Below are 15,154 nucleotides of genomic sequence, written 5' to 3'. Positions count from 1 at the left end.
TGCGATCACCATCGCGATGCGGACCGTGCTCCTGGCGCGCGCGCCCCATCGCTGCTCGCACATCGTCATGCGCCCAGGCATACCGCTCTCGAGAATCCCGAAGCAACTCGCGCAGGCCCTTTCGCGACGTCACGAGTTTCGCGGCTGGGTCACTCGTCGTGGGGCACGGTGCTGGTCATCGAGGGGCGGGCGGAAAACTGCATATACCACTTGGCCAAGTTGGGGCGGTTTTCGCGGAAGTTGCCGGCGACCCCGCGGAAGTCGAGCCAGCCGAGTGCGCACGCGACTGCGATTTGTCCCAGGTGGAGGCGCGCCAAGGAGAAATGGCGTCCGTCGCGCGCCTCGATTTCGAGGCTGTCCAGGGCGCGCTGCACCTTGCCGAGTTGCGACTCGGTCCACACGTGCCACGCGTGTGCGGGCGGTCGCAATGACTCGTAGCGGCAGAGAAGGCCCGCCTCCACGAGCCCATCGCTCAAAGCCTGCAGGCGAAGAACCTCGAAGCGCTCCGCCCCCTCCCGCGGAACCATCGGCGGCCCCGCGTGCAGCGTATCCAGGTATTCGCAGATCACCGGCGAGTCGTACAACCACGTACCCTCGTCGGTTTGAAGCGCGGGCAGCTTCGTCAGCGGGTTGTACTTCGATAACTCGGAACTCGGCGTCGTGGGGGACGTCTTGATGGGCATCCGCTCGATGCGCGCGTCGAGCCCCGTTTCGACGGCGAAGACGATGACCTTGCGGACGAAGGGGGACGTGCTCGACCAAGTGATGCGCATGACCGCATGGTACCCGAAACTCGCCCCTGAGAGGCGCTAATGCCGTGCGCAGCGAAAGCCGATGAACAGCCCCTTCGGGCTGGAGTGGGCCTGCACGTCCACCTCGCGTCGATACGGCGCCTGCAGTTCCAAGCCCGCGTCGTCTGCCCAATTTCCGCCGCGCAGCATGCTGAGTTGTGGCACCTTTGGTTGAATGCACCTGGGATTGTCGTAGACCCGAGTCTGTGACGGCCAGCATGCATCGCCGTCGACGTTCCCATCGTCGAATACCCACTCGGACAAGTTTCCCGCAAGGTCATAGACCTCGCCGGTGGGCAACTTGAGAACATCGCGCCCGACTCGCTCCGCGGACCAGGCCAGCGGTCCGGTGACCAATGACGTTTCGCAGCGTTGGCCGGGCAGGAGACCCCATACCGCATCCCCGCAAGACGGCGGATCCGTGCCCCAGATGTAAGGTTGCCATCGCAGGTTGCCGGCGGCGTACTCGAATTCCGCATCCGTCGGTAGCGTGCCCCCTCGCGAGCGGCAGTATTCGAGCGCAGCCTCTTTGGAGATGCAATTGATCGGAAGCGTCGGTTCCGGCCTGCCGTAGGTGCAATAGGAGCGAGGTTCGCCCGAGAAGGTCCCATCCCAGCGAACGAGCACGCTGTCGGGGTCCTTGTTGGTGTCCCTGAGCCAATCGGCAATCGCTCCTTGCGTGACCTCGCGGTCATCCAAATAGAACGGTTGGAGCGTCACCAAGCGCTCGCTCAAAGGACGGTACTCCCGTTCCGCGTCGAGCAGTCGGTTGCTCCCAAGGAAGAAGGCGCCCCCGGGGATACACGCTTCGCCGGGGCGCGGTGCTTCTTTGCACTCGGTGCGACGCGGGGAGGTCCATGTTCCTACGCGCGAGGAGGAAGGCGCCCCCAATGTGGCTGGCCACGGTTTGTCCATGGCCCCCACCAGCGATCCCACGGTCTTGGTTTCCAATACGATGCTCGCATGAACGGCTCCCTCGGCCGGAAGCGGCGGCAGTTGGACCACCATCTCGAGTGCCGTGTCATCCGAGAGGCTCTCCGAGCGGTACAGCGATACCCTTGCCCGATTGACGTTGCCCCGCACGGTCATGGTCACGCCTTGCGCGAAAAGGTCCCGGTCCACGCCGAAGAACCGCTTGCACGTCCTGCAGGCCGTATCGCTATTCGGAGAGAAAAACTCGATGTAGAGCGTATCGAACAAATAGGGCGCTCGCAGCGGGTCGGACATCGTTCCCACTTCATCCTCGGCCGTGGGGAGCGGTGCGTCCGTATCGATGTGGAAGATGATGTGCCCCTCGGGCTGCCGCTCGGCGCAACCCGAGAGCCCGAGCCATGCGATGCAAAAGAGGTATACCGAGCGCCCCATGGTCATATCCGGGAATAGTCTACTTCGAAGATGCGTTCTCGCCCCGTGGAATGTCTGCTCCAATATGCGAGCGCCGAGCTTGCCGCTGCGCTCCGCCGTACCGCGGACGTCGAGGAGATCCTCGCTGCCCACATGGCCCGTGTGCAGCGCGCGTGGCCCGACCTGGACGTGGGCCGGGATGCGTACCTTCGACACCTCGCAGCGCTCCTCGAGTCGCTCCCGCGCGAAACGGTCGGTTCGGTGCTGGCGCAGCTTTTTGCCGAAGATCTGTATCTCGCGCTGGCATGCGCCCAGGGGCATCCCCGCGCGTTGGCGCATTTCGACCGTACGCACTTGAAGGCGGCCGTCACGCACGTGCGCTGCTCGAAAATGAGCCATGTGGACGAGGCCGAGCTCGAGCAGCGCCTGCGTGAAAAGCTCCTGGTATCCGATGCGCAGTCCATTCCCAAGATTGCCACCTACGCCGGGCGCGGTCCGCTCGCGGCGTGGGTGCGTGTGGCGGCCACGCGCATCGCGCTCAGCATGCGGCGCCGTGCCACGGCGAAGGGCGAGACCGACGCCGAGGCATTGCTCGAATTCGCAGCCGCGGACAATCCCGAGCTCGAACATCTGCGGGCGACCTACGCGGATGCTTTCCGTGCGGCCTTCCACGATGCACTCGTGGCGTTGGCCCCCGAGGAGCGGAACTTACTCCGTCTGTCGGTGAACGAGCGCCTCACCGGCGAGGCCATTGCGCGTGTATTCGGCATTCACCGCGCCACCGTCGTGCGGAAACTCCACGCCACACGCGATGCGCTCTTTCGCGGCATGCGCCGCAAGCTCACCGAGCGATTGCGCCTCGAGGAATCCGAGTTCGAGAGCTTGATGCGCAATCTCGTGAATCAATTCGACGTGAGCATTCATCGCGTGCTCACGGAGACGCCGACCCCCGGTTCGGGCTGAAGGAGCTATTCCGTTTCGTCCTCGTCGTAGCAGTCGACGATTTGCTCGTCCGTATCCTCCGCGCACACCTTGTTGTTCCACTTCGAGCAATCGAGTCGGAGAAGGCGCCCCTCGGAGCAATGGACGACATGACGATTGCCGTCGCACCACGCCTGGACTTCGAGATCGGCGCACGGCACGCCCTCGAACTCCGTCCCCTGGTCCTCGGCCAGGCTGACGTATTCCCGCGAAAGGCTACCGGAGCGTGTTCGAGCGGTTCCTCCGTCCGGTTTCGGACCTGCATCGGGCTTCGGGCCGGCGTCGGGTTTGGGCCCGGCGTCGGGCTTCGTCCCTGCGTCCGCTTTCACGCCGGCATCGGGTTTCGGCGGCTTGGTGACGCCGCCTTTGGTCTTTTTGGAGGAATTGCAGCCCTCCGTGGTGAGAATCAAAGGCATCGCAAGGGTCACGGCGCCGAGAATGGCAACGGATCGAAAGAAAAGTGTCATGTAGATGCGTCTCCTGCCGAAGAGACGCCCCGCGAATCCGGGTGGCGCAGCAAAATAAACCGCCGTGTCCGATTCCTTTTCGAGCGTGCGAAAGTCTTCTCGAGAAAGGACCCATGCCCAGCAAGCAATCTCTACCGCATAGCGACAGGGACTTCGTTCAGCGCATCAAGCCTTTCCGGGGCGAGCTCCTCGCGCATTGCTACCGCATGCTCGGCTCGGTCGACGACGCGGAGGACGTCGTCCAGGAGACGTACCTGCGCGCGTGGCGCGCCTACAGTGGATTCGAGGAGCGATCGTCCTTTCGCGCATGGCTTTACAAAATTGCAACGAATGGGTGCATCACCGCCACGAGGCAGCGCCGGCGCCGTGCGCTGCCGTCGGGGTTGGGGGCGCCGAGCGACGATCCCATGGCAACTCCGATCATGGCCGGAACGGACGTCGATTGGGTGGAACCCATTCCCGATGCATTGGTGAGCTCCGATTCCGACGATCCGGCGACGATTGCATCGTCCCGCCAGGGATTGCGCCTCGCCTTAATAGCAACTTGGCAACACCTGCCTCCGCGGCAGCGCGCGATTCTGCTCCTGCGCGACGTTCTCTCCTTTTCCGCGGAGGAGGTCGGCGAAATGCTCGAGATGTCGACCGCGGCAGTGAAAAGCACGCTGCAACGTGCGCGTGGCCGCATCGACGAGCTTACGCCCGCGGCGGACGAGGTCCAGGAGCCGGCCCATCCCGAAGTCCGCGCGTTGCTCGAGCGGTACATGGCCGCCTTCGAAAACTCCGATCCGGCGGCCATCGAGCAGCTCTTGTGCGCGGACGCAACACTGGAAATGGCGCCCGCCCGAACGTGGTTTTCCGGCAAAAAGACGTGCGCCCCATTCATCGTTCACCAGGCACTCGGCACCGCGGGCGAATGGCGCATGGTCCCCACCGCCGCCAATGGCCAGCCTTCGGTCATGGCCTATCGACGCGGCGAGGACGGTGCGCATCACCCGTTTGGCATTGCGGTTCTCACCTTTCGTCCCTCCGGCATTGCTCGAATTGCCGTATTTGGCGACCCGGCATTGGTCGCCAAATTCGAGGCTGCTCACGACGGCTCAGCCAGGGTATTCCAGAACATCAATTCGTAACGCTGCAGCAGCCGCCCGTACTCCAGCGCCGGTGCCGTGCTGCGGCCGGCATCGATGGCCGATTGGATTACCTGCAGCGCTTGCCGCTCGAGATCGGGTGCCGGGGCCGCGAAAAAGTCGAAAAATGCCCGGTCCGCATCGCCAAATCCGTAATGCTCGCGCAATGCGGTGGATACCGTGCGGCAGTAATTTCCCCAGGCGCTGAAGTTCGCCACCACCGCCAGCACCACGTCGCTCGGGTCGGCATTGAGGGCGAGCCAGGCCAAATAGGCGGGATAGGCCTGGCAACCCGCTCGAGGCGCATAATCTTCCAATGCGCGTCCAGTCACACCGCACGCTTCGGCGAAGCCGGTAAGGGCGTCCAGTGCGAGTACTTCGCCTTGGGCGAGCGTGGTGAAAAACCCCCCGGCGGAAGGGTGCGGTGAGCGCGCGGCCAAAAACAAGAAACTGCGCCAATCGCTGGTGATGATGCGGTGCTGCTCGCAGGCCAGCGCGGCCAACACCGAGCGGGGCGCTTTCCCGGCTGCAATGGCAGGAACCAAGCGATTTTCATCGCTTTTCGGTTCGAGTTGTCGTTCGACGTTGCGAAGTAGCTCAAGGGCGGTTCGTTTCATGGCCCGAGTGTACTCGCCGCGGCGGCGCTGCCAATGGGCCCGTAAATCCTTTTACGGGCTACATATACCGATTACAATTTATTGACTGGTAATTCGAAATACGGAATAAAAACGTACCACCGCGGATGTGCGCGGTACCACGCGTAGAGTGCTTCCCGCCGGCCGCCGATGCGGCTTTTTCATGGCGGGGGCACGCAGGGAAGCGGGCGGTGCCCTGGCATCCGAGTTGCGATTACTTCGATGCGACGGCGCCGAAGCAGGAACGCTGGCGTCGGACCCCTCCCTGGAGAAGTACTGCAATGTACAACATCGTGAATTTCCTCAATGCCCTCCGTCAACGCGAGCAAGGTGCAACGGCCATCGAGTACGGTTTGATTGCTTCGCTCATCGCAGTCGTCATCATCGCCGGCGCGACCGCCGTCGGTACGGGCGTCGCCTCGACGTTCACCAACGTCGCCGGTCACCTCTGATCGAGGGCTCGTAGGCAGACATGAACGCCCCCGTGCCGAATGGAACCGTTTTGATGATTCTGTGCGTCGGAATCGCTGCCGCTGCGATCTCCGATTTGCGATATCGAAAGATTCCAAATACGCTCGTGTCGAGCATTGCCGCTGCGGGCATCGTCCACGCGGCGGCAGCTCTGGGGCCTCGCGGCGCGGCGGCGTCGCTGCTCGGCGCGGGGGCGGGTGTGGCTCTGCTGGCATGGCCTTTCGTTCGAGGTGTTCTCGGCGGTGGCGACGTGAAGTTGCTCGGCGCCGTGGGCGCATGGATCGGCGCCGCCGAAACCGTGCGCGTTCTTCTTCTCGGCGCCGTTCTGGGCGGCGTGCTCGCGCTGGGATTCCTTCTGAGCCTCACACGCAGCCAGCGCGCGGGTGTGCGCCGCAACGTTGCGTCCTTCACGGTGCCTTCGGTGGAGCATCTCGACCGAGCCCGCGCCGTGCCCTATGGCCTTGCGCTCGCCGGCGCGGCCGCTTGGGTTCTCCTTTCTGGAGCCCGGTAAATGAAACGCATCCACTCGGAGCGCGGCGCTGCGGCCATCGAGTTTGCGCTCGTGCTTCTGCCGTTTGCTCTCCTCTTATTGGGAACCATCGATTACGGCTGGTACTTCTTCGTCGATCTCGCCTGCACCAATGCCGTGCGCGAAGGCGCGCGCACGGCCACCACCGTGCCCGGTGCTTGCCCCAATTCGGCTGCCACCAACGCGGGCGAGGCGGCGGCGGTCCAGGCGCTCTCGGGGCTTCTTCCGACGGGCTACGCCCCGGACATCGACGTCACGTGCACGACGGTGTCCGGGAGCCCGCGTTTTCAAGCGCAGCTGACCCTCGTCTTTCCGCAGCTCACTGGCTTTTCGCTCGTCCCCATGCCGGGCAGCGGCGGAGGCACGGCCCGCGTGGCCACCTCCGCCACGATGCGTGGTTCCCCTTGAAACGATCAAGAGAAAGCTCATGGCCATTTATTCTTCGGAGGGAAGTCTCGCCAAAGCGCCACCTCGTAGTTCCCGCGGCGCGCGCGGCAGGGCCATCGCCTTCATGACGATTGCACTATTGGCCGGATCGGCCTCCGCGTGGATGGTCGTCCGTTACGTTGGACGCCATGCCGCCGCAGGTCCGTCCATTCCGATGACCCGTGTCGTCGTCGCCGCGGCCGATATCCCCGCGGCGGCGAAGTTGACTCCAGACCTGCTCAAGACAGTCGATTGGCCGGAGGGCTCGCAGCCGCGCGGAAGTTTCGAACAGCTCGATGCGCTTGCCGGGCGCGTGTCCGGGGCCGCGATTGTCGCGGGCGAACCCATCGTGGAGGCGCGCCTCTCGGCCAAAGGATCCGGCGCCGGAATGGCATCGCTCATTCCAGCCAACATGCGCGCGATGACCGTCCCCGTGAACGAGGTCGTGGGCGTCGGTGGCTTCATCCATCCGGGCGATCTCGTCGACGTCATCACCACCATGCAGGAGCCGATGGGCGTATGGGCCAGTGCGGGTCAGCCCGAGTTTCGTTCCAAAATCGTATTGCAGAGCATTCGCGTGTTGGCCGTCGGGCAGCGGCTCGCGTCGGAGAGTGAAAAACCCGAACAGGTGCCCGTGGTGACCTTGCTCGTATCGCCGGAGGAGGCGGAGCGCCTCGCGTTGGCCTCCACCCAGGGCAAGCTGCAGCTCACCATGCGTTCGCCCTCCGATGGCGACGACGCGGAGACATCGGGCGTCTCCCCGCGCGAGCTTCTCGGGTCCGCGGCGAGACTGGCTCCGGCACCTTCGGCGTCGGCGTCCGCGGAACCCGTTGCTGCCCGCCTCCACCGTCCTCACCACGCGCCGAAGCCCCTCGCGCTGACGGCCGCACCGACGACACATACCGAGGTCGTGGAAGTCCTGCGTGGAGACCGTGTGGAGCAGAAGAAGGTGGGCCAATGAGCGAGCGTCCGACGGTGGTTCTCCTCGGGGCAACGCGCGAGCGGCACGCAAGCGTGACCGCCGCACTGGAGCCCATTGCGTTCCTCAGCAAAGAGGTCAACTCCCTGGCCCTGTCCAAGAGCCGCATCGTCCTCGTCGATCTCACGTACGATCTCGAGCGCGGACTTCGCGCCGTGGAGGAGGTGCGCCGTGTGATCGCCCAAGTGCAAATTGTCGCGGTGGCCGACGCCAAAGATCCCGAAGTCATTTTGCGGGCTATGCGAGCGGGCGCCTGCGAATTCGTGGTCCTCGCCGATGGCCGCGAGCTCGCGGCGGTGGTGAAGTTGCTTCTGCAGCGCGGCGCGCGCGAGAGCCGCACGGGCACGATCCTCTCCGTCTTTCCGTCGAAAGGCGGCGTCGGGGCGACCACCGCCGCCGTGAATCTGGCCTGCGCGCTCAGTCGCCTCGAGGCGCGCGTTCTTCTCGTCGACTTCGAGCGTCAGCTCGGCGCCGTTCTGGCCTTTCTCGACCTCGCGCCGCGCGAATCCATCGGCGACGTGGCCAAGAACCTGCACCGCCTCGACCGGGAGCTTCTGCTCTCGTCGCTCGCGCACCACGCGTCGGGCCCGTACGTCGTGGCCCAGCCGGATTCGCTGGAGGACGGAGATGCCGTGACGGCGGCGCAAGCGACGGAGGTTTTGCAATTCGCCGCGCGGCACTTCGATTACGTGATTTGCGACGGCCTGCGCGGATTCGACGAGCTTTCGGTCGCGGTGCTGGACGCTTCGAGCCGGGTCGAGCTGGTGCTCACGCAAGACGTCATTGCACTCAAGAATGCCAAACGCTGTTTGTCCGTGTTCCAGCGGCTTGGCTACGACAAGGACAAAGTCGAAATCCTCATCAATCGCTATCAATCCAAAGCGCCCATCGACGTGGCTGCAGCCAGCGACAACCTCGGTCTCGAGGTGCGCTGCACCGTTGCCAATGATTATCCGGCGGCCGTGGCGGCCTTGAACCGCGGGCTTCCCATCGAATCGGTTGCCCCGCGTTCGCCCGCCGTTCGCGATCTGGGGGAACTTGCCCGAAGGCTCACTGGGACCCCGCCGGAAAAGCCGCGCAATCTGTTTCGGATGATCGTCTCCACTCTCGCCACGAAGGAAAGCCCCGCCCATGTCGCTCGACGCACGCCTGAAGCCACCTAACGGAACACAAGCGCGAGCTTCACAACCCGATGCGGCCCCGGCGCTTGCGCCGGACATCTATTACGGGCTCAAAGCCCAGTTGCACACGCGCGTCGTCGACCGGCTCGATCTGGAGACCTTGAGCCGCCTGACCCCCGAGCAGCTCACCCAGGAGCTCACGGGCATTTTGGCCCGGATGGTCACCGATACGAATCTGCCGTTGAATCGCCGCGAACGCGAAAAGATGGTTCACGAGCTGATCGACGACATTCTCGGTCTGGGGCCGCTCGAGACCGTGATGCGGGATACGGCGATATCGGATATTCTGGTCAATACATTCAACACCATTTACGTGGAACGTGGTGGACGGCTCGAGCTGACCCCGCTCCGCTTTCGCGACAACGAACACCTGCAGCAGACGATCAACCGCATCGTCTCCCGCGTGGGCCGGCGCGTGGACGAGACCTCGCCCATGGTGGACGCGCGCCTTCCCGATGGGTCGCGCGTGAACGCCATCATTCCGCCGCTGGCGGTGGATGGTCCCATTCTGAGCATTCGCCGCTTCGGCGGCGCCCCGCTGCGCACCGACGACCTCGTGCGCACCGGCGCCATGACCGCCGCGATGCGCACCTTTCTGGAAGCATGCGTCAAGTCGAAGTTCAATATCCTCGTCGCCGGCGGTACCGGAACCGGGAAAACGACGATGCTGAACGCATTGTCGTCGTTCATTCCAAACTACGAGCGCATCGTCACCATCGAGGATGCCGCGGAGCTGCAGCTGCAGCAATCGCACGTCGTGCGCCTGGAGACGCGCCCGTCCAACGTCGAAGGAAAAGGAGAGGTGCTCACTCGGGATCTCGTTCGAAATAGCCTGCGTATGCGGCCCGACCGCATCATCGTGGGTGAAATTCGGTCCGTGGAAATCCTGGACATGCTCCAGGCGATGAACACCGGCCACGAGGGGTCGATGGCCACGCTCCACGCGAACTCCTCGCGCGATGCACTCACCCGCATGATGGCCATGATTGGCATGTCGGGCCTCAACGTGACCGAGCAGGTCGTCTCGCAAATGATTGCCCGCGCCTTGGACCTGATCGTGCAGCTCCACCGCGGAGGCGATGGAAAACGGCGCATCGTGGCCATTTCCGAGGTTACCGGCACCGAGGGCACGACCATTCAGATGCAGGACATCTTCGTTTTTCGTCAGCGAGGCGTCGATGCCGAAGGTCGGGTGGTGGGCGACTTTCTCTCGACGGGGATCCGCCCGCGCTGTGCCGAGCGGCTCGAGCGCGCTGGCTTCAACCTTCCGCCCGAGACCTTTACGCCCATGGACAGCCGGCAGGTGCGGCGATGACCGGCGTGTTGTTCGTTGCCGTGCTTTTGGGCATCGTTGCCGGCCTCGAGGCCATTCATTACTTCGTCCGCTATTTGAGTGAGAGCTCGGCCGAAGAGTTGCGACGGCGCCTGCAGACCGTGGGCGCACCCAACGCCGGGCCGCAGATCCTCCGCAGGCGCCGTTTTGCCTCGTCCGACTGGCTCAACGAGGCCCTTGCGGGCTTCGACTTCGCCGAAAGGATCGAACGCTTGCTCGATCAGAGCGATGCGAAAACGAACGTCGCGGGTGTCCTCGCACGAATGACCTTTCTGGCGCTTTTCGGCGGTGTTCTCGCGGTGGTGATGCATCGCTCCTTTGCAGCCGTGGTGTTCGTGCCCCTGTTCGGGGCATCGCCGCTCTTGCTCGGGCTGCGTGCGCGTGCGGAGCGGGCGAAGAAGATCTCCGAGCAACTTCCCGACGCCCTGGAAATGATGGCCCGCGCCGTCAAGGCGGGACATGCGCTTCCCGTTTCGTTCAAGTTCGTGGCCCAGGAGTGCCCTCCGCCGATTGCGAGTGAATTCGCGAAAGCTTACGAGCAGCAGAACCTCGGACTCTCGTTGGATGCCGCCGCGCACAGCATGACCGAGCGGGTTCCCGGTTGTCTGGATCTGAAGCTGCTCGCGGTGGCGATTCGCATTCAGAACGAGACAGGTGGAAATCTGGTGGAGGTGCTGGAGCGTATCGCCGATACGATGCGCGATCGGTTCAAATTCCAATCGAAGCTGCGCGCCCTCACGGCCGAAGGCCGTATTTCCGGTGTCATTCTGGGAGCCCTTCCCGTGGTGGTGGCGTTTCTTCTGTCGATCACGAATCCAGGCTATCTCACGGAATTGGGGCAGGGGCTCGGTCGCGCCATTTTGGCCTGCGGCTTCGTGCTCTGGGTGAGTGGCATCCTTTGGATCCGCCAATTGACGAAGGTGGCCTACTGATGGATCCCATTGTCGTCGTCGGTGCAGGACTCGCATGTGTTGCCTCCATTGCGGCAGCGGTCGGTGTGCGTGTGGCGATGACCGCGCCGCGGGACGCGGTGCTCGAGCGCGCGCAGCGCATGACGAGTGTTCCCGATCCCGACGCCACCGTCACTACGACGAGGGGAAAATCCCTGTGGGCCTCTCTGCTGGCACCTCTGGGTGGAATCGCGCGTTCGAAGGAGGAAGAAGAGTCCTCGCGGATGCGCAAGGTGCTGCTGCACGCGGGGTTTCGCGGCGCGCACGCGCTGGAGACATTTCTCGGGGCCAAGGTCGCGCTGGCCTTGACGCTCGGCGGAGGGCTGCTCGTGACGAGCTCCATGCTGCCCGCGCCGGTGCCCGGCGTGCGTGCGCTGGCCGTGGTGCTGCTGTCCGTCGGCTTTTACGCGCCCAATACGTGGCTCCGCGGGCGCGTTCAGGCGCGGCAGACGGCATTGGTCCGCTCGCTCGCCGATACGATCGATCTGCTGGTCACGTGCGTCGAGGCGGGCCTCGGCCTGGATGCTGCGCTTTCGCGCATTGCGAAAGAGGTCGAGCTCTCCGCGCCGGAGCTCTCCTTCGAGTTGCGGCAAACGACCATGGAAATCCAGGCCGGCGTCGCTCGCAGCAGCGCTTTCCGCAGGCTCGCCGAGCGCACCGGTGTGGACGAGCTGCGTGCGCTATCGGCCATCGTCATTCAGACGGAAATGTTCGGCACGCCCATCGGCCGCGCACTGCGCACGCACGCTTCGTCGATGCGCACGCGCCGCTCGCACCGGGCCGAGGAAAAGGCGGCCACCGCCAGCGTCAAGATGATGCTGCCCCTCATCGCCTGCATTTTGCCGTCGCTCTTCGCGATCATCCTCGGCCCGGCCATCGTTCGCATCGTCACCTTGCTCGGTCCAGCCCTGAAGCACTGAAGCCCCCTCCAATGAGCCAACGCGGCGAAATGAAACATGGCCTTCTCGACCTCTCCGAGCGGATCTTGGTGCTCGGCCTCTACGGCGCCCTCGTCGTGTGCATCGTCGACTCCATTCGGGCCGACGGTTTCGGGCTCGGCAACCTGCTCCTTTTACCCTCCGAAGGACTCGTTTTCCTCTTCATTCTCCTGCGCCGGAGGACGCAGCAGGTGTCCGCGCGTCCGGGCGACTGGGCGCTCGCGCTGGCCGCCACCGCGGCACCCATGCTCGTGCGCGCATGCCCCGAGCGCGCGCTCGTTCCGGAGCTCCTCGCCGCCTTCTTCCTCATGATGGGTACGCTCGTTCAATTGCACGCGAAATGGGTTTTGGGCCGCAGCTTCGGATGCGTCCCGGCCCACCGCGGCTTGAAAGAAGCGGGCCCCTATCGGGTCGTTCGGCACCCGATGTACGCGGGGTACATGCTGAGCCATCTCGCTTTCTTGTCGATGAATTTCAGTGCGTGGAATGCTGCGCTTTATATGGTTTGCACCCTCCTTCAGATCCCGAGACTCGCATCCGAAGAGCGCCTGCTCGGGCTCGACGAAGGTTACGCAAGGTACCGCGCTCGCGTGCGGCACCGATTGATTCCGGGAGTCTATTGAGAAATGTCCCTCATCGGCCTCGTGAGCAAAACCAGTGTATTCGCCCGCGCTTCCGGCTCGAAAAATGGATGGAACTTCGCCGTCCAGGAGGAGGCTCGGGACCGATGGGCCGTTTCTGGCGCTTGCGCCGGCGGCGTTCTCGCCGTGGGCCGCGGAGGCGGCGAGTGGACCGTCTCCAGCGACGACGTGCGCCATTCGTCCTTTCCGGCAAGTGCGGTGACCGGCCACGTCGTCATCGCGGCCACGAATGCGCCCGACGGCGAAATTCGCATGATGCGCTCGTCGCCTTGGCTCTTCGTCTACGAAGGATCCATCACCGATACCGAGGCGCTCTGCGGGGCGCTCGATGTCATGTGGTTCGTGCGGCGGAGTAGCCTCCGCGCGCCCAGCGAGCTCATTTTTCGGCATATCATGGCGTATTTGCCCGCCATCGAAACACCGAGCATGCGCGGCGCGGCCATGGCCTGCATTACGGAAGATCTCCACCGCGTGCGCTCGCTGGGCACCTTGTCATTCCTCTGCTCCAATGGCTCGAGCCTCTACGCCTACGCCTCCGGCCGCGCCCTCGCGTTCTCCAACGACGCCGACGCCATGTGGGTCGGCTCCCCCGGCACCGTCTCCCCCGAACCCACCGTCGAACAACTCCCCGACGGCGTCTTCCTCGCCCTCACGGCGCCAGGCCGAATAGTGCGCGATGTTTTAGGAAGTAGTGCCCATTAGGGATGGTTAGAGCTAGGCCGACCAAGAATGCAAAGGCGTCGGCACGGGCCAGTCCCATGATGAGGGGCGCGGCGATGGGGAGCCAGTTGGCGTACCAGGCGAGGGTGCTGCGCCGGCGAAGGCCTATCGCCAAGGCCAGGACGAAAGCTCCAAGGAAGATGGCCCTTCCAATGGCCTGCCTTCCTCCGTCCAGAACCATGGCGGCGACGACATTTCCAATAGCCGACATTCCGAGCAATGCGCTCCAAGTGTCGGCCCAAACGACTTTGCCGCTGCCCCAAACGGGTGCGGCGAGTCCGCCCATGCCTTGGGGCAGGTCGATGGCGGCGGCCTCGCGATAGGGAGTGGACAGCGCCGCCTCTTGGCGGCGCGTTAATTCCTCCTCGGCGAGTTCCAGTGCGTAAGGGAGCCAATCCTCGCGTTCGTCGGTGACGACGCGACGGAGCTCCTCGTCGGTCATGCTCGCAAAGCGGGCGATGGCGTAGTCACGCGAGGGGGGCATGCCCCCATCTTATCCACGATTCGAGTCGCCCCGCACGCTCCTAATAGGGACGTTGGCAGAAGCGCGAGCAAGGTTCCCATGGCGATCGCGAAAGGCTGGCCGCCGGCGTGCACGATGAGGCTCGCCACGGCAAGGAGCGGAATGGCCGTGAGCACGCTGAACGACCCAAGGTCGGTCAGCCGCGGGCGCGCGGAAAGCTCGCGCCGAACCCGTTCGCTGGCCGGTGGCCGATAATCGATGCCCCGTTCCAATGCGGCGCGACCGTCGCCGCCCAAGCGCGCACTCACCCCGAGCAGAATGGCCCGCTCCGAAACATGCTCCTCGCTCCACCCCGTATCCCAGGCAAGCTCCTCCACGGCTTGCCGGCAGGCATGGCGTGCGGCGAAATCCAATTGCGCGTACGCCGTGTCTTTCCGGAGGACCGATTCCACGAGGCTCGTCGCCTCGAACACGGAGCGCCAGTCGATCTCGGCGAGGCGCTGCAGCGCGCGTATGGAGTACTCCACACCCCGTGCGGGCAGCAACGACACCATACCGACGGCCGGCTCGCCGTTTTCGTCCGTTTCGATGGCCCGCATTTGACGAAGAAAGCTCACCAGTGCCCGAAGCACCGAGTGCCGCAGCATCGTCGGCAACGCCCACAGCTCGGCGTTCGTGAGCGGCGTGACCTCTTGGTATGCCCGCACGAAGCGCTGCAGCGGGCCCGGCTCCACCTCCACCTGGGCGGCGACCACGAACGCGGTGGCCAGCACCTCGACGCGCACCCAGCCCGGCTCACCGTCGTACGTCAATCGCGGGAGCCGCGCGGCGAGTTCGCGTGGCAGCTCCGCAGCCACCTGTCGGGCGGCTCCGCGGATCAAATCGTAATGGCGCAGAAAGCACTCTGCGGTTTTCTCCGTACCGCGGGAGGGCTTGCCCTCGAAGTACGTTCGCGCCTGCGCCAGCCGCTCTTCGAAGGGTTCGAACGCACGGGCTCCGAACCCGCTCGCTTGCCCCACGCTCGCGTGCATTTTGGCCAATGCACGCGCATCGGCTTCGAAGCCTGGAAACTGTGATTCGCCGTAGCGCCATGTCACTTCCATCACGATGGGGAGGCATTTACAAAAAGCTCGCCACCACCCCACTCCCGCAGATGGCGCGCGATGCTCTCGATGATC

The 15,154-nt window shown here is 64.5% G+C and carries 18 protein-coding genes; 12 read left to right on the top strand and 6 right to left on the bottom strand.

The features are described 5' to 3' along the window. Nucleotides 1-149: 149 nt before the first annotated feature. Entirely contained in the window at nt 150-773 is a 624-nt protein-coding gene (locus tag LZC95_33545; GenBank protein ID WXA91368.1) for a glutathione S-transferase N-terminal domain-containing protein, read from the bottom strand. A 36-nt stretch (nt 774-809) separates the two neighbouring features. Continuing rightward, nucleotides 810-2,156 (bottom strand): formylglycine-generating enzyme family protein, encoded by a 1,347-nt coding sequence (locus LZC95_33540; GenBank protein ID WXA91367.1) that lies wholly within the window; start codon nt 2,154-2,156, stop codon nt 810-812. A gap of 45 nt (nt 2,157-2,201) precedes the next feature. On the opposite strand from LZC95_33540, the gene LZC95_33535 reads away from it, so the two are divergent. Then, nucleotides 2,202-3,098 (top strand): hypothetical protein, encoded by an 897-nt coding sequence (locus LZC95_33535; protein ID WXA91366.1) that lies wholly within the window; start codon nt 2,202-2,204, stop codon nt 3,096-3,098. Between the two features lie 5 nt (nt 3,099-3,103). On the opposite strand, the gene LZC95_33530 is transcribed toward LZC95_33535, so the two are convergent. After that, nucleotides 3,104-3,583: a hypothetical protein gene (locus tag LZC95_33530; GenBank protein WXA91365.1), complete on the bottom strand. Its 480-nt coding sequence runs from the start codon at nt 3,581-3,583 to the stop codon at nt 3,104-3,106. A gap of 113 nt (nt 3,584-3,696) precedes the next feature. Between LZC95_33530 and LZC95_33525 the strand changes: the two genes are divergently transcribed. Then, entirely contained in the window at nt 3,697-4,713 is a 1,017-nt protein-coding gene (locus tag LZC95_33525) for a sigma-70 family RNA polymerase sigma factor (protein ID WXA91364.1), read from the top strand. Here the strand turns inward: LZC95_33525 and LZC95_33520 are convergent. Then, nucleotides 4,671-5,327, bottom strand: coding sequence for a hypothetical protein (locus LZC95_33520; GenBank protein ID WXA91363.1), 657 nt, complete (start codon nt 5,325-5,327; stop codon nt 4,671-4,673). The two genes, LZC95_33525 and LZC95_33520, sit on opposite strands and share 43 nt — an antisense overlap. Nucleotides 5,328-5,626: 299 nt before the next feature. Between LZC95_33520 and LZC95_33515 the strand changes: the two genes are divergently transcribed. The 10 genes from LZC95_33515 to LZC95_33470 are packed head-to-tail and all read left to right on the top strand — an operon-like array spanning nt 5,627 to nt 13,495. Beyond that, a complete protein-coding gene (locus LZC95_33515) occupies nt 5,627-5,797 on the top strand; it encodes a Flp family type IVb pilin (GenBank protein ID WXA91362.1) in 171 nt (56 codons plus the stop codon). Between the two features lie 20 nt (nt 5,798-5,817). Then, nucleotides 5,818-6,327 (top strand): A24 family peptidase, encoded by a 510-nt coding sequence (locus tag LZC95_33510; GenBank protein ID WXA91361.1) that lies wholly within the window; start codon nt 5,818-5,820, stop codon nt 6,325-6,327. Further along, nucleotides 6,328-6,753, top strand: coding sequence for a pilus assembly protein (locus LZC95_33505; GenBank protein ID WXA91360.1), 426 nt, complete (start codon nt 6,328-6,330; stop codon nt 6,751-6,753). 19 nt (nt 6,754-6,772) lie between these two features. Then, complete coding sequence (gene cpaB, locus LZC95_33500; GenBank protein WXA91359.1) at nt 6,773-7,732, top strand: Flp pilus assembly protein CpaB; 960 nt, start codon at nt 6,773-6,775, stop codon at nt 7,730-7,732. Then, entirely contained in the window at nt 7,729-8,913 is a 1,185-nt protein-coding gene (locus tag LZC95_33495; GenBank protein ID WXA91358.1) for an AAA family ATPase, read from the top strand. Before cpaB ends, LZC95_33495 begins: the two co-directional genes overlap by 4 nt. Next, entirely contained in the window at nt 8,882-10,246 is a 1,365-nt protein-coding gene (locus tag LZC95_33490; protein WXA91357.1) for a CpaF family protein, read from the top strand. The genes LZC95_33495 and LZC95_33490 overlap by 32 nt, the downstream gene beginning before the upstream one ends. Then, nucleotides 10,243-11,196: a type II secretion system F family protein gene (locus LZC95_33485; protein ID WXA91356.1), complete on the top strand. Its 954-nt coding sequence runs from the start codon at nt 10,243-10,245 to the stop codon at nt 11,194-11,196. The genes LZC95_33490 and LZC95_33485 overlap by 4 nt, the downstream gene beginning before the upstream one ends. Next, nucleotides 11,196-12,134 carry a type II secretion system F family protein gene (locus LZC95_33480; GenBank protein ID WXA91355.1) on the top strand — a complete coding sequence of 313 codons (939 nt, stop codon included), beginning with the start codon at nt 11,196-11,198 and terminating at the stop codon, nt 12,132-12,134. Before LZC95_33485 ends, LZC95_33480 begins: the two co-directional genes overlap by 1 nt. Nucleotides 12,135-12,163: 29 nt before the next feature. After that, nucleotides 12,164-12,775 carry a hypothetical protein gene (locus tag LZC95_33475; GenBank protein WXA91354.1) on the top strand — a complete coding sequence of 204 codons (612 nt, stop codon included), beginning with the start codon at nt 12,164-12,166 and terminating at the stop codon, nt 12,773-12,775. Between the two features lie 3 nt (nt 12,776-12,778). Next, on the top strand, nt 12,779-13,495 hold the full coding sequence (locus LZC95_33470; GenBank protein WXA91353.1) for a class II glutamine amidotransferase: 717 nt from the start codon (nt 12,779-12,781) through the stop codon (nt 13,493-13,495). On the opposite strand, the gene LZC95_33465 is transcribed toward LZC95_33470, so the two are convergent. Together LZC95_33465 and LZC95_33460 are read right to left on the bottom strand one after the other, a co-directional pair. Continuing rightward, nucleotides 13,443-13,997 carry a hypothetical protein gene (locus LZC95_33465; GenBank protein WXA91352.1) on the bottom strand — a complete coding sequence of 185 codons (555 nt, stop codon included), beginning with the start codon at nt 13,995-13,997 and terminating at the stop codon, nt 13,443-13,445. The genes LZC95_33470 and LZC95_33465 overlap by 53 nt on opposite strands. Beyond that, entirely contained in the window at nt 13,952-15,082 is a 1,131-nt protein-coding gene (locus tag LZC95_33460; protein WXA91351.1) for a hypothetical protein, read from the bottom strand. The genes LZC95_33465 and LZC95_33460 overlap by 46 nt, the downstream gene beginning before the upstream one ends. Nucleotides 15,083-15,154: the final 72 nt, after the last annotated feature.

The sequence above is a fragment of the Sorangiineae bacterium MSr12523 genome (genome assembly GCA_037157775.1).
Classification (GTDB): domain Bacteria; phylum Myxococcota_A; class Polyangia; order Polyangiales; family Polyangiaceae; genus Pendulispora; species Pendulispora brunnea.
The sequence above is the reverse complement of the archived record's forward strand: the minus strand, read 5'-3'. Positions and strand labels throughout refer to the sequence as shown.